Raw genomic sequence first — 22,349 nt, forward strand, 5'->3', positions numbered from 1 at the left:
TCATTGCTTGGGAGTTACCGGCTTCGCATCAGTGCGCAAAGCGGAGGAAAGCTTGCCGAGATGGCGCGACACCACTTTTTCCTCGCCGAGGATGCCGCGCGGGCGCAGGAGCAAGATGGCGCAAAGGGCCACGCCGATCATGACGATCTGCAGGGCTGCCGCACGCGCCTGCTGGCCGGGCGGGAAGAGTGCGGCGACCGCGCCGGCCGAAGCCGCCCACAGGCCCCAGACCAGCACCGCGCCGAGGATCGCGCCGCGATTGTTGCCAGAGCCGCCGACGATCAGCATCGCCCAGACCTGGAAGGTCAGCATCGGCAGATAGTTTTCCGGCGCGATGAAGCCGATGAAATGCGCCTGCACAGCACCCGCCAGCCCCATGATGCCGCCGCCGATAGCGAAGGCCTGCAGCCGGAATTTCACAGCGCTTTTGCCGAGCGCAAGTGCTGCGGTTTCGTCCTCGCGGATGGCGCGCAGCACGCGGCCCCAAGGGCTACGCACCAGCCGCTCCAGCGCAAGGTAAAGCAGCGCCACCACGACGATGAGCACGCCGAGATTGAACAGCGAAAACAGCAGCGGATCGCCTGCAAGGTTGGCGAAGGGCCGCGGAATGAAGCCGATGCCGAAGGGGCCGCCGGTGATCCGCTCGAGATTGAGCGCGCAGAGCTGCACCGTCACCGCCACGCCGAAGGTGGCGATGGCGAGATAGTCGGCCCGCAACCTTATCGTCAGCGCGCCGATGAGGAAGGCGATCAGCGCCGCCGCTAGCGCCCCGCCCAGCCAGCCGACGAGGATCGGCATGTCGAAGCCGCCGAAGCGGTTGGCTGTGTCGGGCGTGGTTAAGAGCGCCGAGACATAGGCGCCTATGGCGACGAAGCCGGCGATTCCGACATTGAACAGGCCCGTCTGCCCCCACTGAACATTGAGGCCCAGGCACATGATGGCGTAGGTCAACGCCATGGTGAGGAAGAAACAGCCGTAGCCGATCAGCTCGACGCTCATTCGGGCCTCCCGAACAGGCCCTGCGGCCGTACCAAAAGCACCAGCACAAGAATGACGAAGGCAATTGCCGCGCGCCATTCGGCACCGACCAACTGCACCGCGAAGGCTTCCGCCAGACCGACGATCAGGCCGGCCAGCATCGCGCCCGGCACGCTGCCGATGCCGCCGAGGATCGCAGCGGCAAACAGCGGCAGAAGAAGGTCGAAGCCCATATAGGGGCGAATCTGCACAAGCAGGCCGGCCATGACGCCAGCGACGCATGCCAGCCCCGCACCGAGCACCCAGACCGTGCGCACCACCTTACGCACGTCGATGCCCACGACGCCTGACAGCTGCTGGTTTTCGCTGACAGCGCGCATGGAGCGGCCGATGGCCGTGCGCGTGAGCAGGAGATGCACAGACACGACCAGCACCACCGCCAGACCGAGCGACAGCATCTGGTCGGGCGTGGCCCTGAGGCCGCCGCCGAGCGGCAGCGCGATCTGCAGCGCCTTGGTGTAGTAGGCCGGCTTGGAGGTGAAGATGAATTCGAGCAGGCTGCGCAGCGTCAGCGCCGCGCCAAAGCTCGCCATCACCATGATGATGACCGTTCCGCGCTGCGCCCGTAGCCGGCCGAACAGCAGTGCATCCACCACCAGCGCCAGCCCGCCGGTGAGCGCCACCGCCACCACCGCCGCGATCGGCAGCGACCAGCCGAAGGAGAACGGACCTATCGGCGTCAGAAGGCCACCCGACAGGTAGCCCAGCGCACTACTGACAGCGAGCGCGATATAGGCGCCCCAGGAGATGAATTCGCCATGGGCGAAATTGGCAAAGCGCAGGATCGAATAGGTGAGCGTGACGCCGATGGCGCCAAGCCCGATCATCGAGCCGGTGATCAGCCCGTCCATGAGTGCCTGCGGGTTCATGGCGTCACCGTTTTCGGTTCGCGGCGCGCGCCGAGATAGAGCTCGGCCACGATCGGGTCGTCGCCCAGCGTCGCGGCCGGGCCTTCATGGCGCAGCCGCCCCTCGACGAGGATGACGGCGCGGTCGGCAATGGCCAGCGCCGCCTTCACATTCTGCTCCACGAGCACGATGGTGACGCCCGTTTCGTTGATCTGTTTCAGCCGGGCAAAAACTTCCGACACGATCTTGGGCGACAGGCCGGCCGACGGCTCGTCAAGGATCAGCACCGACGGCTCGACGATCAGCGCCCGCGCCACTGCCAGCATCTGCCGCTGGCCGCCCGAGAGCTGGCCAGCACGCAGCGAAGGCCGCGAGCCAAGATCGGGGAACATGGCGTAGAGGTCGGCGATGCGGCGGGCGCGCTTTTCCTTGGGCAGGATGTTGGCGGCCAAAAGCAGGTTGTCGTTGATCGACATCGTGCCAAAAATGTTCTCGGTCTGCGGCACGAAGGCCAGGCCGTGCCTGATCTTCTCATGTGCAGGCACAGCGGTGATGTGGAGGCCGCCAAGCGCGGTGGTGCCCGAATGGATCGGCACCAGCCCGGCAATCGCCTTGACGAAGGTGGACTTGCCGGCACCGTTCGGGCCCAGCACCACCACCAGCTCGCCCTGTTTCACGTCGAGGTCGACGCCGCGCACGATGGGCAGGTCGCGCTCGTAGCCGGCGACCAGCGCACGCGTGGAAAGAGCAATCTGACCGCTCATGCCGCGACCCCGCCGAGATAGGCTTCGATGACTGCGGGATCTCGCGCCACCACGTCCGGCGCGCCTTCCGTCAGATATTTGCCGGTGGCCATGACAACGACGCGCCCGCACAGCCGCGCCACTATTTCCATATTGTGCTCGATGAGCAGGATCGACTTGCCCTGCGCGTTGAGCTCCAGCACACGGTCGATGATGAGTTCCAGAAGGCTCGGATTGACGCCGGCGGCCGGTTCGTCGAGCAGGATCGCCTCGGGATCGGCCATCAGGATGCGCGCGAGTTCCAGAAGCTTGCGCTGGCCGCCGGAAAGCACCCGTCCCGGCTCGCTCTCCAGCCCCGAAAGCCTCACGAAGTTGAGCAGCGACCGCGCCTTCTCCACCGCCGCCCGCTCCTGCGCCGCAACGCGGCCGGGCTGCAAAAAGTTCTTCCATATCTGCTCGCCGGCCTGGCCCTGCCCGCCGGTCAGCACGTTTTCCAGCACCGTCATTTCGGCAAAGGGCCGCGGGATCTGGAAGGTGCGGCCAACGCCGCGCGCAATGCGCCGCTCCGGCCCTTCCTGCGCCACTTCCCGGCCGCTGACGCGGATGGAACCGGAGCTCGGCTTCAGGCTGCCCGCCAGAAGGTTGAACAATGTGGTCTTGCCGGCGCCGTTCGGCCCGATCAGCCCGGCCATCTCGCCGCGCCGCAGAGTGATCGACATGCCATCGACGGCGCGCACGCCGCCAAACCGTTTGACGAGGTCGCGCGCCTCGATGAGGGGCGGAGCCTCGGCGTCTCTTGGACCGTTATGGGCGTGGGCGGCGGTCGGCATCCGGTTCTGACACCAAATTCTGATAGATGATGTTTGATCAAACTTTACATCAGACCTGAATGCAACTAAAAATTTGCCGTCGCAGCAAACTGCATCCGAGTTTCGAATGGCGGTACCCATGCCCGATCGGAGACATCAGCAACGCAGACAGGGCCGCTCGCCTTGCCGGGAGCTGTTGCCATGAGCAACCGCGGCGCGCTCTCCCCCGTCGGCCGCGAAACGCTGCACGATCGCGTCTACGCCGAACTGCGCCGTTCGCTGATCTACGGCATGTTCGACGCCGGCGAGATGCTGCGCATCCAGGACCTTGCCGCCACGCTCCAGACCAGCACCATGCCGGTGCGCGAGGCGCTCGGCCGGCTGGTGTCGGAACAGGCGCTGGAAGCGCTGCCCAACCGCTCGGTCCGCGTTCCCGTCATCACCCGCGACCGGCTGGAAGACCTCGCACGCGCCCGCTGCCTGATCGAGGGCCAGATCACCGCGCTGGCGCTGCCCAATCTCACCGACGAGGATTTCGTCCGGCTCAAAGAACTGACCGTGGCCTGCGAAGAAGCATTTCGCAGCCATGACGACGAGATCGACAAGGCGCAGGCAACGTCCGAGCTGAACCACGCCTTCCATTTCTACATCTACCGCGCCGCCGGCTCGGTCGTGTTGATCCCGATCGTGGAAAGCCTCTGGCTGCAGTCCGGCCCCTATGTCCGCGCGGCCGCCCATATCCACGACGAGTTCCGCGATATTTCGGCGACCCATCATCACTGGGCGCTGATCGAGGCGCTGGAGCGCGGCGACACCGCAGGCTCGGTCAAGGCGCTGACCGACGACATCACCCGATCTTTCAATCTCATTCGCGGCCGCCTCGACGCCGAGGAAGCCGCAGAAAGGGCCACGAACAATGGCTGACGCCAAGGACGATTCCTTCGAGCTCTACGACCTGCGCGTGGAAGTGGTCGCGCCCGAAGGCGGCGCCATCTACTGCGGCGCCAAGGTCGGCGACTATTTCGAGCTGCACGGGGAGATGCTGCACCTGCCACCCGGCCAGGCCTTTTCCATCTATTCGCTGGCCTCGCTCCTACCGCTACTGCCGGCCAAGCAGCGGCCGACCCACAAGAACGACTGGATGAGCACGGACGCCGAAGTGGCCTGCCCAGACCCCAACTGCACTTCGCGCTTCCGCATCACCCGCACCGGCCTGCGCCGCTTCAGCCACGCCGCCACCACGGCGGTGCCGCTTCAGGACGATTGAGACGAACAGCATGCAAAGAACCAACCTGACACCGGACTATGAAATCTCGCGCGTCATCCGCGGCGGCTGGCAGATGGCCAGCGGCCACGGCGCGCTGGTGAGCGAGGACCCGGTGTCCGACATGGTGGCCTTTGCCGATGCCGGCATCACCACCTTCGACTGCGCCGATATCTACACCGGTGTGGAGGAGCTGATCGGCCGCTTCCGCCTGCATTACCGTGACGTCCGCGGGCAGGACGCGCTGGACAGGATCAAGGTGCACACCAAATTCGTGCCAGACCTCGACGTGCTGCCGCGCATCACCAAGTCCTATGTCGAAGGCGTCATCGACCAGTCGCTGCGCAGGCTGAACCTCGAGCGGCTCGACCTCGTCCAGTTCCACTGGTGGGACTATGACGCGCCGCTCTGGCTGGAAACGGCACAGTGGCTGGGCGAACTGCGCCAGGCCGGCAAGATCCACAATATCGGCGCCACCAATTTCGACACCGACCACATGGTCGATATCGCCACGGCGGGCGTGCCGCTGGTGTCGATGCAGGTGCAGTATTCGCTGCTCGACACCCGCCCCGCCAAGCGCATGGCGGCAGCGGCAGGCGACCATGGCGTTTCCTTCCTCTGCTACGGCACGGTGGCCGGCGGCTTCCTCAGCGACCAGTGGCTGGGCTTGCGCGAGCCGGACGACGCGCTCGAAAACCGCTCGCTGGTCAAATACAAGCTGATCATCGACGATTTCGGCGGCTGGGACCTGTTCCAGACGCTGCTGAAGACGCTGCGCGGCATCGCCGACCGGCACGGCACCGACATCGCCACGGTGGCGAGTGCGGCCATGCTCAAGCGGCCGGGCGTTGCCGGTGTCATCGTCGGCGCGCGCAACCGCTCGCACCTGCCCTCCAACCTGGCGATCTCTGATCTCCAGCTGACCGCCGAGGATCACGGGCTGATCAATGGCGTGCTTGCTGAGGCGAACAAAATCGAGGGCGACGTCTACACGCTGGAGCGCGACCGCCACGGCCGCCACGGTTCGATCATGAAATACAATCTCAACAAGGGAGCCGCCTGAGAGCCGCGCCCGCGGGAGACGGCGCGGGAGTTTTCAGAACTTTCAAGACAAAACGCCAAACAGCGGCCGTGCAGGTGACCAAACCGGCCGCCACAACCAAGGGGAACTGAAATGCGTAAAACACTTCTCGCCACCACCTTGCTGACGGCGCTCGGCGCCTCGGCCCTGCCGGCGCTCGCCGCCGACTGCGACATCACCGTGGGCCTCGTGATGGAACTCACCGGCCCTGCCGGCGAATACGGCCAGGCAGGCGCCAAGGCCGTCGAAATGGCGTTTCGCGACGTCAACGAAGCGGGCGGCGTCGACGACTGCAAGCTGGTGACCGACACCCGCGACAGCCAGAGCCAGGGCAATGTCGCGGTCGACCAGGCCACCCAGCTCGTCAATATCAAGAAAGTGCCGGTCGTCATCGGTGGCATCATCTCCTCGGTGTCGATCCCGATCCTCACCTCGGTCACCGCACCGGCCGGCGTGGTGCAGGTTTCGCCCGCCTCCTCCTCGCCGACGCTCACCGAGCTCGGCCGCGAGGGCAAGACCAACGGCGTGTTCTTCCGCACCATCACCTCTGACGCGCTGCAGGGCACGGCGGCAGCGAAATATGCACTCGATCAGGGCCTCAAGAAGATCGCCATCGTCCACGTCAACAACGATTTTGGCGTGAACATGGTGCGCGAGTTCAAGGCGGCCTATGAAAAGCTCGGCGGCACCATCACCTCGGTCACGCCCTACAACGAGAAGCAGGCGAACTACTCCTCCGAAGCAAGTGCTGCCATGCAGGGCGATCCCGAAGCGCTCTACCTCGTCAGCTATCCGGTGGACGGTGCAACCATCGCCCGCGCCTGGATTTCGGGCGGCGGCGCGCAAAAATTCCTGCTCAATGATGGCATGAACTCGGCCGAATTCATCGAAAGCGTCGGCGCGCAGTATCTCAGCGAAGCCTACGGCACCTCGTCGGGCACCAGCCCGACGGCCTCGACCGAATATTTCAACGGCAATTTCGAAGCCTTCTCCGGCGGCATCAAGGCCGACGCACCGGCAGCCGACCGCTCCTATGACGCCGGCGCCATCGTTGCGCTCGCCGTCGCCAAGGCGGGCAAGGCCGATGCGGCTGCAATCAAGGCTGCGATCCCTGAGGTGGTTGCCGAGGGCGGCGAGCCGATCCACGCTGGCAAGGAAGAGTTCGCCAAGGCGCTGAAGCTCATCAAGGAAGGCAAGCCGATCAAGTATGAAGGCGTCATCGGCCCGGTCAGCTTCGACCAGTATGGCGACATCACCGGCCCGTTCCGCCTGTGGCAGATCAAGGACGGCGCGGTGACCACCGTGGGCGAGATGGGCGCCGACGAGGTCGGCAAGATCAAGGCCGAAACCGCCAAATAAGACCGGCCTCGACGCCGCATCCAACGACAAGACACTCCCCTCTACGCCGGCTTCCAGCCGGCGTTTTTTTATGTGCGCACTTGCAATTAACGCCCGGAAAGATCGCGACTTTTTCCGCTCGGCGCGTCGCATTAGCGACAGCACGTAACAGAAACGAAAATATCGAAAATCCATAAACTATTGCATTTAAACGATAAATGTGTTTATATTGAATGATAATTCAATAAGAAACAGGGGTGCCACCATGAATCCGCACATTCGCGACATCAGGGTTCCGACCGATTGGGACCGCCGCGGCCTGCCCGGCTGGGCCTATCACAGCCCGGCCCTGCTGGAGCTGGAGAAGGAGCATCTCTTCCGCAATCACTGGCAGATCATCGGCCACGTTTCCGACGTGCCGGAGCCGGGCGATTATCTCACCATGGACGTGGTGGGCGAGCGCGCGCTCGTGGTGCGCGGCAAGGATGGCGTTGTGCGCGGCTTCCACAATATCTGCCGCCATCGCGGCAGCCGCGTGGTCGCCGACGAGCGCGGGAGCTGCAAGAACGCGCTGGTGTGTCCGTTCCACGGCTGGGTCTACAATCTCGACGGCACGCTGCGCGGCGCAGCAAAGCCGAAATCCTTCCCTGAGCTCGACAAGAACGAGTTTGGCCTTGCGCCGCTCGAACTCGAAATTTGGATGGGTTTGATCTTCATCCGCTTCCGCAAGGGCCCGCAGCCCTCGGTCGCCGAACTCCTGCGCCCCTTCGAAGAGGAGCTGTCGCACTACGGTATCGCCGAGATGGTGCCGGCAAACGGCGTGTGGACACAGACCAGCCCGGTCAACTGGAAGTCGGTGCGCGACGTCGACAATGAAGGCTACCACGTCGCCATGGCCCACCCGGCGCTGCAGGATCTCTATGGCGCAAGCTATTATGACGAGCCATTCGTCAACGGCGTGTCACGCTCCTTTGCCACCTACAACCCGCATGCCGGCCGCCGCTGGAGCGTCGGGCGCTATGTCAATGTCGCGCCCGAGCCGACGCACCTGCCCGACCGGCTGAAGAAGGCCTGGATCTACTACGGCATGTTCCCCAATGCGGTGATCGCGGTGACGCCGGAGACCACGCAGTTCTACCAGGAGTTCCCGCTGTCGACCGGCGAGACGCTGCTGCGCAGCGCGATCTATCGCTACCGCGACGAAAGCCGTGAACAGGCCGCGGCTCGCTACCTGTCATACCGCATCGACCGCGACACCCAGGCGGAGGACGTCCAGCTCTCGATCTGGTCGAACGAATCCATGCTGTCGGAGGCCTTTGCCGGCTTCTACCTCTCCGACCTCGAATATGGCGTGCGCACGCATCACGACCATCTGCGCGCCCGGCTTCCGGTGCTGGCCCTGGAAGCCGCCCCTGACGAGACGGAGATGGCCGGCATCAACGAGGCGATGCGGCCACACACTCCTCATGCCTGAGACAGCCAACGACATGATGAGGCGGCTTGGGGAGTGCCCTTAGCCGCCTCATCGTTGCTCGCGCGAATCGAATGGCTATTTGCGTTTTTTGGTGTCCGACCTGATGAACATCAAGAGCCTGACCACTTCATAAAACAGATCGTTTATGGTTTGCAGCCAGGCTCGAACTCGACCCATCCGGGCAATCCTTGTCGACAAAGTCGAAACCAAGCATGCTTCTTGTGCTTGCGCATCGGGCGCTTCGGGGAGAAATTGAGCGCAATCGTCTTGGGTGGCGCGCCGCGACGAGCCGGCTAAACGGCCGCGGCAGTGGAGGGCATAGTCATGACCAGCCTTCTGTCGGAGAAAAGGTTCTCCGAACTGATCGGAACGATCTACGATTGCACCCTCGACCCCTCACGCTGGGATGCGACGCTTGCCGAGGTCAAGGAGGTGTTCGATGGCGAGTCCATCATACTTTCCTTGAACGACATGCGTTCGGATCGACTGCTGATCGACAGAAGCGTCGGCTGGACACCTGAATGGCGCGAGCGCCGTGATCGCCACCTGACGGAAATCCATGCGCGGGTTTCGGAGTGGCTGGCCGTCGCGCCTTCGCTAGACGCCCCGTTCATCGCCTCGCGCCACCTCCCTTCGTACGATGCTGGCGTGTCTCCCTATGTGAAGGATGTGCTCGCCCCGCTGGGCATTGCCGATGTAATGCATCTGTTCCTCATGCAGACGCCGACGCATGTCTCTGAGCTCGTCATCATGCATCATGAGCGTTATGGCGTGGCGACCGAGCGGGAAATCGAACTCGCCGCGCTGCTCCTGCCGCATTTGCGACGGGCCGTCACAATCAGCCGCGTGCTCGACGCACAGGCCATCGAGCATCGACAACTCGCGGACGCGCTGGACGCACTGTCCTGCGGGGTAGTGCTGATCGACAGGCGCGGCGCCATCTTGCATCCCAACCGCGCCGCCGAGCGAATGTTTTGTAACGGCGGCCCGCTGCGAAATGACCGCGGCGTCTTGCGAGTTCGCCATCCGTCCGCCGCGCGAGAGCTACGGGCGGCGATCCTGCTCGCGGCGGAAGACGAAACGACCATCGGCGCGACCGGCCTTGCCGTTCGCCTCACCGCGTCCGACGAAAAGCCGGTGTTCGCGCATGTGCTGCCGATGGCCGGCAGCGATCGGCGCAGGGAGATGGAGCCGGCTGCGGTCGCAGCGATCTTCATCGGCGCGCCGGCGGACGAACGGGCAGCAGCCAAGGCACTCGCCACTACCTTCGAGCTCACTCAGGCGGAAACGCGCTTTCTTGCCGGTTTCCTGTCCGGAAAGACCCTGACGGAAGTGGCAGCGCACCTCGACATTGCCCAGACCACGGCCAAGACGCATCTTCGCAACATCTTTGCCAAGACCGGTACCTGCCGTCAGGCTGACCTGATGCGACTGGCCATGCAGATGCTGCCCCCGGCGAGGTAAGCGCCCCTTCTGCCAAGGTCTTGCCGCGGACATTGCCCGCAGCAAGTAGCGCCTCGCCGACGGGCCCGACGTCCTTGGCCTAAACCGACCATCTTGCTCGTCGCGCCGGCTCTGCTACAGAAAGGCCATGTCCAAGACCACGCCCGCCACGCTTGCGCTGACCAAAGCCGGCATACAATTCACCCTCGCCACCTATGACTACGACGTTGGCGCCGAGCGCGTCGGCCTGCAGGCCGCTGATGCAATGGGGGTTCCGGCTTCGATCGTGCTCAAGTCGCTGATGGTCGAGGTCGACGGTAAACCGGCCTGCGTGGTGGTGCCCTCCGATCAGGAGGTCAACATGAAGAAGGTAGCGGCCGCCTTCGACGGCAAGTCGGCGAACATGATGAAACCGGCCGACGCCGAGCGGCTGACCGGCTACAAGGTTGGCGGCATCAGCCCCTTCGGCCAGCGCAAGCAGGTGCCGACGGCCGTGGAGGAAATGGCCACCCTTGAGGACGACGTCTTCCTCAATGGCGGCCAGAGAGGCCTGCAGATCCGCATGCGCCCCGACGATCTTATCCAGGCGCTGGGAGCCAAGGTGGCGGACCTCATTCGATAATGCCGCCCTTGAAAACACCTTGCCCACCAGTGGCCAGAGATAACAGCCACTAGACGAGGAGGCCTTGATGCTTTCTTTCTTCGCCAGCTAGAATGCCTGCCGGCACGGAACACCGACGGCTTCGCGGTCTCTCCCAACCGCACACCCCGACATTGAGGACGGCATGCAACTTCGCCATCTCAGGACATTCGTTGCGGTTGCCGATACTCTGAACTTCACCCGAGCGGCCGAACGCATTCATCTTTCCCAGTCGAGTGTCACCGAACAGGTGCAGACGCTCGAGGCTGACATCGGTGCGCGGCTATTTGACCGGTCGCGAAAGGGGATCACTCTCACACCGGCGGGCGAGCGCCTGCTGGGCTACGCAGCCGAGTTGCTCAAGCTGGCCGAGGAAGCGCAATCCGCAGTCACTGGCGCTTCCGACGTATCGGGAAGCCTCACCATTGGCGGCCTGGAAACGCTTTGCACGGCCCGGCTGTCGCAACTACTTGCGGAGTTCCACCGCCGGCACCCAACCGTGGAACTGACGCTGAGAACAGCAGACAGCAGCGGCTTACGAAGTGGCATCAGGAGCGGGGACCTCGATGTCGGCTTCATCTTCGGGCAAGCGATGGCGGGGCTGGACCTTCAAAGCGAAACAGTTATGCAGGAGGACCTTCTGGTCATCCTGCCAGCCGGACATCGGTTGGCGGGACGCTTGGAGGCCGGGCCCGAGGACCTCGCTGAAGACGTGTTTCTTGTGACGCAGGAGGGCTGTGTCTACCGCAGAATGTTCGACGAGGCATTCGCCCAATCATTGCCGGAACGTCCCAAGCTTGTCGGAGAGTTTGCGAGCATCGGCTCGATCAGAGGCTTGGTGGATGCCGGATTGGGTTGCGCCCTCGTTCCGAGAGCAGCCCTCCTGGAGCAATCCGAAAGGTTGGTCGCGATCGCATGGAAGGGCAGTAGCCGCACAGTGCCCATGACGATGATGTGGCGTCGCAAACGCGTTCGGTCGCCGGCGGTGGCGGCATTCCTAACCACCGCCAGGGAATTCTTCGTCGATCACACCAGACGCTGACCGCCGTCGACGTGAACGACCGTGCCGGAAATAAAGCCGTTCCGCATGACCGCCTCGATTGCGTGCGCGATATCGCTCGCCTCGCCGACGCGCCCGACTGGGAGCCTCTTTGCCATGGCTGCCAGCGTGACCGCTGCTCCCTCGCCCGCAACCGAACCCCAGATAGGCGTGTCGACCCAACCCGGCGAGATCGCATTCACGCGTATCGGCGCGAGTTCGAGCGCAAGCGCATAAACGAGAGATTCGATCGCCCCGTTGATCGCGGCCACCACGGTCCCCTTCGGCGCAGGCCGATAAGCCGCGATCCCGGACGTGAAGGTGATGGAGCCGCCAGCGGTAAGACGCGGTGCGCCATGCTTTGCCAGCAGAAGAGGCGCGATTACCTTTGAGTCCAAGACCCGGCGCGCGATGGAAATATCCATGGAAGGCAGCAGCACATAGACACCGCTAACATCGGCGGCAGTCGATACGATGTGATCGATGTCACCGGCCGAACTGAACAGCCGCACTACATCCTCCTCACACGTAGCATCGGCGGCAACGGTTTGTAGCCGGGGCGCATTGCCAAGTTTTGCCCGGGCCTGCGCGAGTCGCTCGGCACTTCTGCCCGCAATCGTGACCGCGATACCTGTCGCAAGCAGCTTCTCGGCAAGGGCAAGTCCCATTCCCGAGCTGCCGCCGACGATAAGGACATGCTCATGCGAATTTCGATCTTCCAAAGACAGTCTCCTCAAGCCGTACCGCAAGGCGCCACGCTGCGCCCCGAACTGCCAGAGAACTAGCCCGCTGCGAGTGACGGAAGGAAACGGGAAGATACGATTGTGGTCATCGCCGAATCCGATGACAGCAGATCGAAGTCACGGGAATGCCTGACTAAGCTCTGCGAGAGGCGATACTTTCAAGCCCACTCACCCCCGCCAGACGCCCTCTTTCCGCAGATCGTCCATCGTGCGCGAAATGCCCTCGCGCAGAATGCCCACCATGTCGTCTATCTGCTCCTTGGTTATCGTCAGCGGCGGCGACATCACGCACATATTGATCAGCGGCCGCACCAGGAGGCCGAGCTCGTGGCAATGCGCGTCGATGCGCATGCCGACATTGCGGTCGAGCTCCAGCGGGTTCTTGCTCTCGCGGTCGGCCACGCAATCCACGCAGGCCATGAGGCCGAGCCCACGCACCTCGCCCACCAGCGGCAGCTCTTCCAGGCTCTTCAGCTGCGCCTGGAAATAGGGCGCCACGGCGCGCGCATGCGCAAGGATGCCGCCTTCGAGCAGGTCGAGATTTTTCAGCGCCACCGCGCAGCCCACCGGATGGCTCGAATAGGTCAGCCCATGGGCATACATCGCCGTCGGATGGTTGGAGCGGCGCAGTTCCTGAAGCAGGCGCTGTGACACGATCATGCCGCCGAGCGGGAAATAGCCCGAGGTCACGCCCTTGGCGAAGGTGATGATGTCGGGGTCGATGCCGAACACGTCCTCGGAAGCGAAGACATGACCGAGCCGGCCGAAGGCGGTCACCACCTCGTCCGAAACGTAAAGAATATCGTTGTCGCGGCAGATTTTGCGGATGCGCGGCAGATAGCCGTCAGGCGGCACGATGACGCCGCCGGAAGCCTGCACCGGCTCGCCCACGAAGGCGCCGATCTTGTCGGCGCCGATGCGCTTCACGGTTTCTTCGAACTCGGCCACCAGGCTGTCCGTGAAGGCCACGATGCTCATGCCCGCCGGTCGGCGGAACGGGTCGGGCGACGACAGCTTTATCACAAGGTCGTCGGCGCCATCCATCCAGTCGCGGTCGCGCGGGCGGCCGTTGAGCGAAGCCGACAGATAGGTCGAGCCGTGATAGGCGCCGCCGCGCGACAGGATCAGCTTCTTCTCGGGCCGGCCGCGCACATTGTTGTAGAACTGCATGAAGCGCAGCGCGCTTTCCACCGCCGACGAGCCGCCGGTGGTGAAGAAGACGTGGCTGAGATCGCCCGGCGCGTGGCCAGCAATGCGCTCGGCCAGCACGGCGGAGGCCTCGTTCATCGTGTACCAGGGCGTGTTGTAGGAAAGCTGCATGGACTGGTCGTACATCACCCGCGCCAGCTCCTCGCGGCGGTGGCCGACATTGGTGCACCACATGCCCGCCGGCCCGTCGATCAGCTTCTTGCCGGTGCCGTCGGTGATGTAGATGCCGTCGCCCTCGCCGATCAGGCTGCGCGCCTCGGCGCCGATCTCGCCGGCGGTCGGCCATGGCTGCACCAGATGGCGCTTGGCGAGTTCCACCGCCTCTTCGCCGGTCAGCGCCTCGCCGGCCATCACCGTCATCATGTCCTGTGCCGCAGCCATTTTCTCCCCTTTCCGAAACGCGCCGCCCCGGGCCGCCCATACGGCAGGGACCAGACGACATTCAACATCATATTGAATGTCCGTTCAATCAATATCACAGAAATAGCGCTTGATTTCAATCCGAGGATGAGCTCAAGATGATGAAAAGCCGGCGCACGCAGGGAACCGTGACGCCGGCAAAGATAATGGGATGGTCATGCGGAACGCATTCGAACCGGCATATTCGCGCGAGCCGCACCAATGACGGCCGCTGCGGAAGGGTCACAGCCTCTCGGTCTCAGGGGGCGCCAACGAACCTCCCTTCTGCAATCGGAAGCCGCACAGGGCTTCGCCCTGATCAGCCCCACCTTCCTCTACGCGCTGGTGCTTTTGGTGATGCCGATCCTGGTCGTGGTCGCGCACAGCTTCTGGACGCAGAACTACCTCACCATCGACCGCACCTTCACGCTGGCAAACTACCGCATCGCGGTCACCGAACCGATCTATCTCGACCTTCTGATGCGCTCGCTGTGGATCTCGCTGCTGGTCAGCTTCTTCACGGTGGTGCTGGCCTATCCCATCGCCTTCTACATCTCGTTCCATGGCGGACGGCACAAGGGGCTGTGGCTGTTCCTCATCACCATCCCCTTCTGGACCAGCTACCTGCTGCGCGTGATGTCGTGGAAGGTCATCCTCGGCTACAACGGCGTGCTGAATTCGGGCCTGATGGGGCTCGGCATCATCAAGGAGCCGTCGACGGCGCTGCTCTACAACACCAGTGCCGTCGTCATCACGCTCACCCACGCCTGGGCCGCCTTCGCCATCCTGCCGATCTTCGTGTCGCTTGAAAAAATCGACCGCTCGCTGATCGAGGCAGCGACCGACCTTGGCGACGGGCCGCTGCGCCGCTTCCTGCGCATAACCCTGCCGCTGTCGGTGCCGGGCATCGTCTCGGCCATCCTCATCGTCATGATCCCGACTGTGGGCGACTTCGTCACGCCCAAGCTGGTCGGCGGCAAGGATGGGGTGATGATTGCCAATGCCATCCAGGCCCTGTTCGGCAAGGGGGCCAACTGGCCGCTGGGCGCGGCCCTTTCGGTGACGACCATGCTGGTCGTGACGGCGATGGCGGCGTCCACGGTGCTCATCATCCGCTCGGCGGCGAGGCTGGCACGATGACCGCAATACGCAACATCCTGTCGCGCTGGCTGCCGGCCTACGCCTTTCTCTACATCGTCTTCCTCTATCTGCCGGTGGTGTTCCTGCCGATCTTTTCGGTCAACACCTCGGCTTCGCCGAAATTCCCGCTCGCCGGGCTTACGCTGCAGTGGTACCGCGACCTACCCAACACGCCGGCGCTGATCGACGCCACCCGCAACAGCCTCATGGTGGGCATTGCGGCAGCACTCCTCTCCACCATTCTGGGCATCTGCGCGGCACGCGCCATCACGCGCTATCGCTTTCCGGGCCGCCGCGCCATCAACGGCCTGATCATGGCGCCGCTGGTGCTGCCGGAGATCATCCTGGCCGTTTCGATGCTCTTGGTGATGCTGCAGCTGGGCCTCGCGCTGTCGCTGGTCACGGTGGTGTTCGGCCATGTGCTCGTGTGCATCCCCTATTCGCTCAGCGTGCTGACCTCCGGCTTCGAGGGGTTCGACCGCAGCCTTGAAGAAGCCTCCGCCGATCTCGGCGAAACCGCTTTCGGCACCTTCCGGCGGGTGACGCTGCCGATGGTGGCGCCGGCCATCATCTCCAGCCTGCTCGTCTGCTTCACCATCTCGCTGGATGAATTCATCATCGCCTTCTTCCTCACCGGCACTGAGCCGACGCTGCCGATCTACATCTGGGGCCAGTTGCGCTTCGCCTCAAAACTGCCGGGCGTGCTGGCGCTCGGCACGCTGCTGCTGGTCGGCTCGTTCCTGCTCCTCACCATCGCCGAACTTTTGCGCCGCCGCGCCGCGCGCCGCACCCAGAACACCGGAGGCGTCCTTGCCTGAGAAACCGATGCCCGAACGCTCGCAGAGCGATCGCACGATGATCGAGATTTCGCATGTCACGCGCAGCTACGGCGCCTTCAAGGCGCTGGACGATGCCTCGCTGACCATTCGCGAGGGCGAGTTCTTCTCGCTGCTCGGGCCGTCCGGCTGCGGCAAGACCACGCTTCTCAGGATGATCGCCGGCTTCGACAACCCGACCACCGGCACCATCGCCGTCGGCGGCCAGTCCATGGCGGGCATTCCGGCCAACCGGCGGCCCACCAACATGGTGTTCCAGAGCTATGCCATCTTCCCGCATCTCAATGTCGAACAGAACGTCGCCTATGGGCTGAGGCGCCTGAAGCTCGGCGCTTCGGAGGAAAAGCGCCGCGTCGATGAGGCGCTGGCGCAAGTCTCGCTGACGGGCCTGGGAAAACGCGGCGCGCACGAGCTTTCCGGCGGCCAGAGGCAGCGCGTGGCGCTGGCGCGAGCGCTCGTCATGCGACCGAAGGTGCTGCTGCTCGACGAGCCGCTTTCGGCGCTGGATAAGAAGCTGCGCGAGCAGATGCAGGTGGAGTTGCGCCGGCTGCAGCAGGCGGTCGGCATCACCTTCATCCTCGTCACGCACGACCAGTACGAGGCGCTGGCCATGTCCGACCGCATCGCAGTGATGTTCGGCGGGCGTATCGCGCAGGTCGCCTCGCCCAAGGAGATCTACCAGCGCCCGGTGAACCGGCAGGTGGCCGACTTCCTCGGCGGCATGAATTTCGTCAAGGCCGAGATCGTGGAGGAGAACGGCTCCTCGCTGGTGGTCGACACGCTGGGCTTCGGCCGTGTGAAAACCGAGAAGCCAAAAGCCTTCGTGCGCAATGGCGGCGGCGCCACATTGGGCATCCGGCCCGAGCGGCTGCGCGTGCTGTGGGAGGATGCGAAATCTAAATTCGAGGTCGCCGGCCGTGTCGTCGAGCGCCACTATTTCGGCGAGATCACCCATCTGATCGTGGAAATACCGGGGCTCGAAAAGCCGCTTTCGGTGACCGAGACCAACGATTTTGGCGCCGACGACATTCCCGTCGGCGCCCCCATCCGCCTCGCCTATGATCCCGACGCGCTGGTGGCGTTGGCGGATTGAAGGTGCGTCCTTCGAGGCTCGCTACGCTCGCACCTCAGGATGAGGACCGCTGGCGCTCAGGGTCGCACCTCAGGGCGAGCCTCGAAGGACGCACCAAAGTTTCGCTGCGATTCAGGTCGTTTCCTGCAAATCAGCCAGCACCTTCCGCCCGCCGATCCGGCCGGCCACGATCGCGCCTTCGATATAGCCGGGGAACGATGGCGACAGTTCCGACGACGCGAAATGCACCGGCGGGGCGCCGGCCAGAAGCACGTCTTCCGCATCCGTGGCGTGAACGTCGAGGATGAGATCGCTATAGGCGCCGCCGCTCCAGGCATCGTCGATCCAGCTTCGAAAGCTGAAGTCGAGCACCTCGCCCGCTTCCGGCCCAATCGCCGCCACCAGCCGCGACATTACTTCAGTACGCAGCGCCGCATCGTCTAGCCCGCCCCAGCGCAACGCCAGCGGCCCGCCGATAAAGACGACCAGCGCCGGGTGGACTTCGTCCTTGCTGACGTCGCAGGCGAAGAGGCCCGGCAGGCTTCGCCACATGACCATGCCGCTCAGGCCCCGGTCGCGCCAGAAGGCACGGGCATAGCGGACCAGAATTTTTATCACCACGCCGCTGTGCCAGACGCCGAGCGCCCGTGACAGCCGATCCGGCAACGGCGGCGAGAAAACGAGCTTCGAGGCCATCATCGGCGGCACGGCGACCAGCACCGAGCGGGCTTCGAAGACGCGACCGCCCGCCACAACCCGGACGCCGCCCGGCGCATGCTCGATGCCCATCACCGCCGAGTTGAGCCGCAGCCGGCCGCCGAGATCGCGTGCCAGATCGTCGGCCAGCGACTGCATGGTCTCGGCTAAAAAATACTGCAGTTCCGACTGCTCGTTGGTGATGCGGCGGTCGTTGTCGATCAGGTGCCACAGCGGAATCTTTTCCAGCGCCTGACACCAAAGACCCTCGATCATGGAGCGGAAGCCGGCCTTGGCATCCGCCGGGTCGACCTGCCGTTCGAGCCATGCGGCGACGGTCATGCCGGCGATGGCCGGATCGTGTGGCTCGATGCCGTTCATCCGTTCGCGGATCGCCATGGCGCCGAGATAGGTTCGCTCGGCCTCGTCGCCCGGCAAAGGCGGCTGGGTGATGAACTCGCCGTCGACATGGGCTTCCACCAGCGTCTTGCCGCGCGCCTGCACCAGCGCCATCAGTTCCGGCATATCCTCACAGAGGAACTGGCCGCCGGTGTCTATCGCCTCGCCAAGGCCATTGGCTCGCGCCTCGACACGCCCGCCCACCCGGTCACGCGCCTCGAGCACGACGAAGCTGCGGCCGGCGCGCGAAAGCTCCTGCGCCGCCGAAAGGCCGGTGAAGCCGGCCCCGACGACGACGGCATCAACACGCTCGATGCTCAATAGCCGGCCTTTATCTTCTCGAACTCGGCGATCATCTTCTGCTTCAGTTCGTTGGGCAGCGGCGACTGGAACAGCGTCTTGTCGAGGAACTGGTCGACATTCGCATAACCCTTTTCGGTCAGCACCGCCGAGTCGATCCCCGCCATGCCCTTGGCGTTGGCGTGGCCGTAGCCGAAGGTCGTGACCATATAGTCCGACACCTCGGGAGCGTTGCGCGCGCTGAGGAAGTCATAGGCGCGGTCGATGCTGTCCGGCGCATTTTTCAGCAGCACATAGCCGCACACCCAGGTGGAGAGCCCTTCACTGGTGTCACGGTTCATCTCCAGCGGGATGCCCTCCTTCTTCAGCGAGGTGACGGTCTCGTTCCAGGCCCAGGCCAGATCGACCTCGTCATTGCTGAAGGCCTGGTTGATATCCGTGCTGTCGGTCCAGTAGAGGCGGACGTTCTTGTGCACCTCGCGCAGGAAATCGGACGCCTGCTTGAACTGCTCGTCGGTCATCTTCGTCCAGTCGCGCAGGCCGATGACCAGGCCTGCCAGCGCATAGGCGTCGTCGACATTGTCGCCGATCGTCACGCGACCCTTGTATTTCGGGTCGGCGAAGATCTTCAGCGATTTCGCCTCCTCGGGCGTCACCTTGTCGGTGCGATAGATGAGAGCGGTGTTGCCCCAGTCGAAGGGCATGAACCAGGCGGTGCCGGCGTCGTCGGTGGCGAGGTTCTTCATCGCCATGATGCCAGGGTTGAGGTCCTTCCAGCCGGCGATCCTGGTGGGATCGAGCGGCTGCAGCAGGCCGGAATCCCGCCACTTCACCACGTTCTGGGCGCAAGGATGCGCAAGATCGGCCTTGAAGCCGGCGCGCATCTTCTCGAAGGCTTCGTCCTCGTCGCCGAAGAAGGCGAATTCCGGCGGCTCGGCATATTTGGCGCTAAAGGCCGGGTGGAGTGCGGGCTCCTCATAGCCCGACCACTCGAAGACGATGGGCGAGCCGCCCGCGGCTTTTGCCGGCAGTGGTGCTGCAATGATGACGGCTATCGAGGCAAGGAAGGCAAGGCGGCGACTTACTGGCTGCATGGCTGAGCGACCCCCGCTGGTGATGCCGTCCAGAGAATGCCTTCCCGTTGCACGCGTCAACTGGAAAGACACACTCCGGACGTATCCAAGTAACGTCAGTAGCCGGCTTTGATCTTTTCGAACTCGGCGATCATCTTCTGCTTGAGCTCGGTTGGTAGCGGCTGCTGGAACAAGGTCTTGTCGACGAATTTCTGCACGTCGTCATAACCCTTTTCCTTCAACACCGTCTGGTCGACCGCCGCCATACCCTTGGCATTGGCCTGTCCATAGCCCCAGTCGCCCACCAGCACCTTGGCCACTTCGGGTTCATTGATGGCATTGAGATAGTCATAGGCCTTGTCGGCATTGCCCGGCGCGTCCTTGAACAGCACATAGCCGCACACCCAGGTGGAAATGCCTTCGTCGGTGTCCTTCTTGGCCTGGATGGGGGCACCCGCGGCCGCCGACTGCACGGCGGCGTCGTTCCAGGCCCAGGCCAGGTCGACCTCGCCGCCCGAGAGGGCCTGCACGATGTTGGTCGTGTCGGTCCAATAGAGGCGGACATTCTTGTGTACCTGGCGCAGGAAGTCGGACGCCTGCTTGAACTGCTCGTCCGTCATCTGCGTCCAGTCCTTCAGGCCGATCGCCAGAGCGGCCAGCGCATAGGCGTCGTCGACATTGTCGCCAATGGAGACGCGGCCCTCGAACTTGGGATCGGCAAAGGCCTTGACCGACTGCACATCCTTCGCGTCGACCTTTTCGGTATTGTAGGTGAGCTGGGTGTTGCCCCAGTCCCACGGCATGAACCAGACCTTGCCGCTCTCGTCGGTGGCGAGGTTCTTCATCGCCATGATGCCGGGGTTGAGATCTTTCCAGTCGGCGATCTTGGCCGGGTCGAGCGGCTGCAACAGCCCGGCCTCGCGCCATTTCACCACGCTTTGCGAACAGGGATGGCCGAGATCGGCCTTGAAGCCCGAACGCATCTTCTCAAAAGCTTCGTCCTCGTCGCCGAAGAAGGTGAAGGTGGGCGAGTCGCCATGCTTGCTGACATAGGCCGGGTGGAACGACGGATCCTCGTAGCCGGCCCAGTCGAAGATCGTCAGATCCTTGTCGGCTGCGACAGCGCTCCCCATGAGCGGAACCGTCAGCACACTGGCCAGCGCCAGCGCCAGCGAAAGCCGTTTCATCACCACCGTCATCGTTCCCATCCTTCGGTTGTTATGTTTTCACGCGATCTTCTCCCCCGTCTCGCCCTCCCGCGAGAAGTGCTTGGGAAAGACCGAAACCAGATATTCCACCGCCGCGCGGTAAGCGCTTTCGCGCGTCATGTTCTCGGCGCCCATCATCAGGCGCAGCCAAAGACCTTCCAGCATGGAACTGAGGCCCACCGCCGTGGCCTCGGCATCATAAAGATAGCCGGCGTCCTGCTTCAGCTGTTCGCACAGGTCGATGATGGTCTGCTGGTAATCCTGATCGCGCGAGCCGCTCAGCGCCTGGTAGGTCGGGCGCGACTTGGCCTCCCCCCAGAAGGCGCACCAGGCGGCAAGCTTGCGCTTGTTGCAGATCGAGCGGTCGAAATCGGCCGCCACCAGCGCATGCAGCCGCCGGGCCGGATCCTCGCCGGCCTTCTGCAGGGCGCTCCGCCAATGGGCGGAATACTCGTCGTACATATGCTGCAGCGTGGCGACGAGCAGCTTTTCCTTGCTCTCGAAGTGGAAGTTCACGATGCCGCGCGACAGGCCCGCGCCATCGGCCACATCGGCCATGGTGGTGTCGGCATAGCCGCGCTTGGCAAGGGAATCGATGGTGGCCTCGATGAGCTGCAGTTGCCGGGTTTCCTTGGAGGCCTTGCGGCTGCGTCGCTCCGCGTCACCCTTGTCCGGGGCCTTCTCGGCCCGCTGCGTCGTCTTCATCCCTGCCGCCATGCTCCACATCGCCGTCAACGACCCTCGTCCGGCTTCCATCCGCGCAGATGAGTGGGACGGTGCTCCCCGCTGTCAAGAACCTTCTGCATCGCCTCCCAGGTTCTGATGTTCCCGGCGACATAGTCGGCCCCCACGACGGCCGCGACCGGCGCGTAGAGCGGGCCTTTCAGCCGCTCGAGCTCGCCACGCGCAACGTCGCGATACCAGGGATTGCGGTCGACAACGGTGATGTCGCGAAAGCCCGCCGCCTCCATCGCCTTGCGGTAATGCGCGGGCGAGCGCATGGCAAAGCTCAGACCCTCGGCCGCCACATAGGCCTGCATCTCGGCAGACGGCTCGCCGTCATGGCCGATCATCCAGTTCGACGCGGCAAACACCCCGCCGGGCTTGAGCACGCGAAAAATCTCGGCAAACAGCGCCTGCTTGTCGGGCACATGCAGCAGTGCGTCCTTGGAGAACACAACATCGAAGGAAGCATCGGCGAAGGGCAACAGGCCGGGCGGCGCCTGCACGAAGGAAACTCGGTCCGATAGGCCACGCTGTTCGGCGCGCTTGCGCGCCACCGTCAGCACCGGAGCCTCGACGTCGAAGCCGGTCACATGCGCCGCGCCGTGCTTCTCCGCCAGATGCAGCGCAATGCCGCCCGCCCCGCAGCCGATGTCGAGGATGCGCTTGCCGGCTAACGAAAGCCCGGCAACCACGCGATCCACCTCCTCCGGCCCGCCGGGCGACAGGTAGCCTTCGCCCCACAACGCTTCCAAAAAGCGTATGGCGGTGTCGTCATATTCCGGCTCTGCATCGGCCCTTTCGATCATTGTTCCACCCTCCCAGCGGAAATAT

At 64.0% G+C, this 22,349-nt stretch carries 22 protein-coding genes; 11 read left to right on the top strand and 11 right to left on the bottom strand.

What is annotated here, in order from left to right:
• The 4 genes from M2281_RS23555 to M2281_RS23570 are packed head-to-tail and all read right to left on the bottom strand — an operon-like array spanning window position 1 to window position 3,459.
• Window positions 1-999, bottom strand: a complete 999-nt coding sequence (locus M2281_RS23555; RefSeq protein WP_280823638.1) for a branched-chain amino acid ABC transporter permease — start codon at window positions 997-999, stop codon at window positions 1-3.
• Window positions 996-1,907 carry a branched-chain amino acid ABC transporter permease gene (locus M2281_RS23560; protein ID WP_280823639.1) on the bottom strand — a complete coding sequence of 304 codons (912 nt, stop codon included), beginning with the start codon at window positions 1,905-1,907 and terminating at the stop codon, window positions 996-998. Before M2281_RS23560 ends, M2281_RS23555 begins: the two co-directional genes overlap by 4 nt.
• The gene (locus M2281_RS23565; protein ID WP_280823640.1) at window positions 1,904-2,650 is read right to left on the bottom strand and encodes an ABC transporter ATP-binding protein; all 747 of its coding nucleotides are present in this window, start codon (window positions 2,648-2,650) and stop codon (window positions 1,904-1,906) included. The genes M2281_RS23560 and M2281_RS23565 overlap by 4 nt, the downstream gene beginning before the upstream one ends.
• Window positions 2,647-3,459: an ABC transporter ATP-binding protein gene (locus M2281_RS23570; protein ID WP_280823641.1), complete on the bottom strand. Its 813-nt coding sequence runs from the start codon at window positions 3,457-3,459 to the stop codon at window positions 2,647-2,649. The genes M2281_RS23565 and M2281_RS23570 overlap by 4 nt, the downstream gene beginning before the upstream one ends.
• A gap of 180 nt (window positions 3,460-3,639) precedes the next feature.
• Here M2281_RS23570 and M2281_RS23575 point away from each other — a divergent pair, with 180 nt between their 5' ends.
• The 8 genes from M2281_RS23575 (at window position 3,640) to M2281_RS23610 (ending at window position 11,720) form a co-directional block, all read left to right on the top strand.
• Window positions 3,640-4,362 carry a GntR family transcriptional regulator gene (locus M2281_RS23575; protein ID WP_280823642.1) on the top strand — a complete coding sequence of 241 codons (723 nt, stop codon included), beginning with the start codon at window positions 3,640-3,642 and terminating at the stop codon, window positions 4,360-4,362.
• The gene (locus M2281_RS23580) at window positions 4,355-4,705 is read left to right on the top strand and encodes a TIGR04076 family protein (RefSeq protein ID WP_280823643.1); all 351 of its coding nucleotides are present in this window, start codon (window positions 4,355-4,357) and stop codon (window positions 4,703-4,705) included. The genes M2281_RS23575 and M2281_RS23580 overlap by 8 nt, the downstream gene beginning before the upstream one ends.
• Before the next feature lie 10 nt (window positions 4,706-4,715).
• Window positions 4,716-5,765 carry an aldo/keto reductase gene (locus tag M2281_RS23585; protein WP_280823644.1) on the top strand — a complete coding sequence of 350 codons (1,050 nt, stop codon included), beginning with the start codon at window positions 4,716-4,718 and terminating at the stop codon, window positions 5,763-5,765.
• A gap of 111 nt (window positions 5,766-5,876) precedes the next feature.
• Window positions 5,877-7,142, top strand: a complete 1,266-nt coding sequence (locus M2281_RS23590) for an ABC transporter substrate-binding protein (protein ID WP_280823645.1) — start codon at window positions 5,877-5,879, stop codon at window positions 7,140-7,142.
• Window positions 7,143-7,386: 244 nt separating this feature from the next.
• Window positions 7,387-8,595 carry an aromatic ring-hydroxylating oxygenase subunit alpha gene (locus tag M2281_RS23595; RefSeq protein WP_280823646.1) on the top strand — a complete coding sequence of 403 codons (1,209 nt, stop codon included), beginning with the start codon at window positions 7,387-7,389 and terminating at the stop codon, window positions 8,593-8,595.
• 324 nt (window positions 8,596-8,919) lie between these two features.
• Window positions 8,920-10,059 carry a helix-turn-helix transcriptional regulator gene (locus tag M2281_RS23600; protein WP_280823647.1) on the top strand — a complete coding sequence of 380 codons (1,140 nt, stop codon included), beginning with the start codon at window positions 8,920-8,922 and terminating at the stop codon, window positions 10,057-10,059.
• 127 nt (window positions 10,060-10,186) lie between these two features.
• On the top strand, window positions 10,187-10,660 hold the full coding sequence (gene ybaK, locus M2281_RS23605; protein ID WP_280823648.1) for a Cys-tRNA(Pro) deacylase: 474 nt from the start codon (window positions 10,187-10,189) through the stop codon (window positions 10,658-10,660).
• 163 nt (window positions 10,661-10,823) lie between these two features.
• Entirely contained in the window at window positions 10,824-11,720 is an 897-nt protein-coding gene (locus tag M2281_RS23610) for a LysR family transcriptional regulator (protein ID WP_280823649.1), read from the top strand.
• On the opposite strand, the gene M2281_RS23615 is transcribed toward M2281_RS23610, so the two are convergent.
• On the bottom strand, window positions 11,705-12,439 hold the full coding sequence (locus tag M2281_RS23615; protein ID WP_280823650.1) for an SDR family oxidoreductase: 735 nt from the start codon (window positions 12,437-12,439) through the stop codon (window positions 11,705-11,707). The two genes, M2281_RS23610 and M2281_RS23615, sit on opposite strands and share 16 nt — an antisense overlap.
• A gap of 189 nt (window positions 12,440-12,628) precedes the next feature.
• Window positions 12,629-14,050, bottom strand: coding sequence for an aminotransferase (locus tag M2281_RS23620; protein ID WP_280823651.1), 1,422 nt, complete (start codon window positions 14,048-14,050; stop codon window positions 12,629-12,631).
• Between the two features lie 240 nt (window positions 14,051-14,290).
• Between M2281_RS23620 and M2281_RS23625 the strand changes: the two genes are divergently transcribed.
• The 3 genes from M2281_RS23625 to M2281_RS23635 are packed head-to-tail and all read left to right on the top strand — an operon-like array spanning window position 14,291 to window position 17,137.
• Complete coding sequence (locus M2281_RS23625) at window positions 14,291-15,208, top strand: ABC transporter permease (protein WP_280823652.1); 918 nt, start codon at window positions 14,291-14,293, stop codon at window positions 15,206-15,208.
• Complete coding sequence (locus M2281_RS23630) at window positions 15,205-16,026, top strand: ABC transporter permease (RefSeq protein ID WP_280823653.1); 822 nt, start codon at window positions 15,205-15,207, stop codon at window positions 16,024-16,026. Before M2281_RS23625 ends, M2281_RS23630 begins: the two co-directional genes overlap by 4 nt.
• Before the next feature lie 37 nt (window positions 16,027-16,063).
• A complete protein-coding gene (locus M2281_RS23635) occupies window positions 16,064-17,137 on the top strand; it encodes an ABC transporter ATP-binding protein (RefSeq protein ID WP_280823803.1) in 1,074 nt (357 codons plus the stop codon).
• 111 nt (window positions 17,138-17,248) lie between these two features.
• On the opposite strand, the gene M2281_RS23640 is transcribed toward M2281_RS23635, so the two are convergent.
• The 5 genes from M2281_RS23640 to M2281_RS23660 form a co-directional block, all read right to left on the bottom strand.
• On the bottom strand, window positions 17,249-18,532 hold the full coding sequence (locus M2281_RS23640; RefSeq protein WP_280823654.1) for a flavin monoamine oxidase family protein: 1,284 nt from the start codon (window positions 18,530-18,532) through the stop codon (window positions 17,249-17,251).
• Window positions 18,529-19,605, bottom strand: a complete 1,077-nt coding sequence (locus tag M2281_RS23645) for an extracellular solute-binding protein (RefSeq protein WP_280823655.1) — start codon at window positions 19,603-19,605, stop codon at window positions 18,529-18,531. The genes M2281_RS23640 and M2281_RS23645 overlap by 4 nt, the downstream gene beginning before the upstream one ends.
• A 95-nt stretch (window positions 19,606-19,700) precedes the next feature.
• Window positions 19,701-20,783, bottom strand: coding sequence for a substrate-binding domain-containing protein (locus tag M2281_RS23650; RefSeq protein WP_280823656.1), 1,083 nt, complete (start codon window positions 20,781-20,783; stop codon window positions 19,701-19,703).
• Window positions 20,784-20,810: 27 nt separating this feature from the next.
• A complete protein-coding gene (gene betI / locus M2281_RS23655; protein WP_280823657.1) occupies window positions 20,811-21,497 on the bottom strand; it encodes a transcriptional regulator BetI in 687 nt (228 codons plus the stop codon).
• Window positions 21,498-21,523: 26 nt separating this feature from the next.
• Window positions 21,524-22,324 carry a methyltransferase domain-containing protein gene (locus M2281_RS23660; protein ID WP_280823658.1) on the bottom strand — a complete coding sequence of 267 codons (801 nt, stop codon included), beginning with the start codon at window positions 22,322-22,324 and terminating at the stop codon, window positions 21,524-21,526.
• Window positions 22,325-22,349: the final 25 nt, after the last annotated feature.

The sequence above is a fragment of the Pseudaminobacter soli (ex Li et al. 2025) genome (assembly GCF_029892515.1).
Taxonomy (GTDB): Bacteria; Pseudomonadota; Alphaproteobacteria; order Rhizobiales; family Rhizobiaceae; genus Pseudaminobacter; species Pseudaminobacter soli_A.

Bases quoted from the DNA above. Each gene is read 5' to 3' on its own strand.
- M2281_RS23555 (WP_280823638.1), bottom strand. From the start codon at position 999: ATGAGCGTCGAGCTGATCGGCTACGGCTGTTTCTTCCTCACCATGGCG.
- M2281_RS23560 (WP_280823639.1), bottom strand. From the start codon at position 1,907: ATGAACCCGCAGGCACTCATGGACGGGCTGATCACCGGCTCGATGATC.
- M2281_RS23565 (WP_280823640.1), bottom strand. From the start codon at position 2,650: ATGAGCGGTCAGATTGCTCTTTCCACGCGTGCGCTGGTCGCCGGCTAC.
- M2281_RS23570 (WP_280823641.1), bottom strand. From the start codon at position 3,459: ATGCCGACCGCCGCCCACGCCCATAACGGTCCAAGAGACGCCGAGGCT.
- M2281_RS23575 (WP_280823642.1), top strand. From the start codon at position 3,640: ATGAGCAACCGCGGCGCGCTCTCCCCCGTCGGCCGCGAAACGCTGCAC.
- M2281_RS23580 (WP_280823643.1), top strand. From the start codon at position 4,355: ATGGCTGACGCCAAGGACGATTCCTTCGAGCTCTACGACCTGCGCGTG.
- M2281_RS23585 (WP_280823644.1), top strand. From the start codon at position 4,716: ATGCAAAGAACCAACCTGACACCGGACTATGAAATCTCGCGCGTCATC.
- M2281_RS23590 (WP_280823645.1), top strand. From the start codon at position 5,877: ATGCGTAAAACACTTCTCGCCACCACCTTGCTGACGGCGCTCGGCGCC.
- M2281_RS23595 (WP_280823646.1), top strand. From the start codon at position 7,387: ATGAATCCGCACATTCGCGACATCAGGGTTCCGACCGATTGGGACCGC.
- M2281_RS23600 (WP_280823647.1), top strand. From the start codon at position 8,920: ATGACCAGCCTTCTGTCGGAGAAAAGGTTCTCCGAACTGATCGGAACG.
- ybaK (WP_280823648.1), top strand. From the start codon at position 10,187: ATGTCCAAGACCACGCCCGCCACGCTTGCGCTGACCAAAGCCGGCATA.
- M2281_RS23610 (WP_280823649.1), top strand. From the start codon at position 10,824: ATGCAACTTCGCCATCTCAGGACATTCGTTGCGGTTGCCGATACTCTG.
- M2281_RS23620 (WP_280823651.1), bottom strand. From the start codon at position 14,050: ATGGCTGCGGCACAGGACATGATGACGGTGATGGCCGGCGAGGCGCTG.
- M2281_RS23625 (WP_280823652.1), top strand. From the start codon at position 14,291: ATGACGGCCGCTGCGGAAGGGTCACAGCCTCTCGGTCTCAGGGGGCGC.
- M2281_RS23630 (WP_280823653.1), top strand. From the start codon at position 15,205: ATGACCGCAATACGCAACATCCTGTCGCGCTGGCTGCCGGCCTACGCC.
- M2281_RS23635 (WP_280823803.1), top strand. From the start codon at position 16,064: ATGATCGAGATTTCGCATGTCACGCGCAGCTACGGCGCCTTCAAGGCG.
- M2281_RS23645 (WP_280823655.1), bottom strand. From the start codon at position 19,605: ATGCAGCCAGTAAGTCGCCGCCTTGCCTTCCTTGCCTCGATAGCCGTC.
- M2281_RS23650 (WP_280823656.1), bottom strand. From the start codon at position 20,783: ATGACGGTGGTGATGAAACGGCTTTCGCTGGCGCTGGCGCTGGCCAGT.
- betI (WP_280823657.1), bottom strand. From the start codon at position 21,497: ATGAAGACGACGCAGCGGGCCGAGAAGGCCCCGGACAAGGGTGACGCG.
- M2281_RS23660 (WP_280823658.1), bottom strand. From the start codon at position 22,324: ATGATCGAAAGGGCCGATGCAGAGCCGGAATATGACGACACCGCCATA.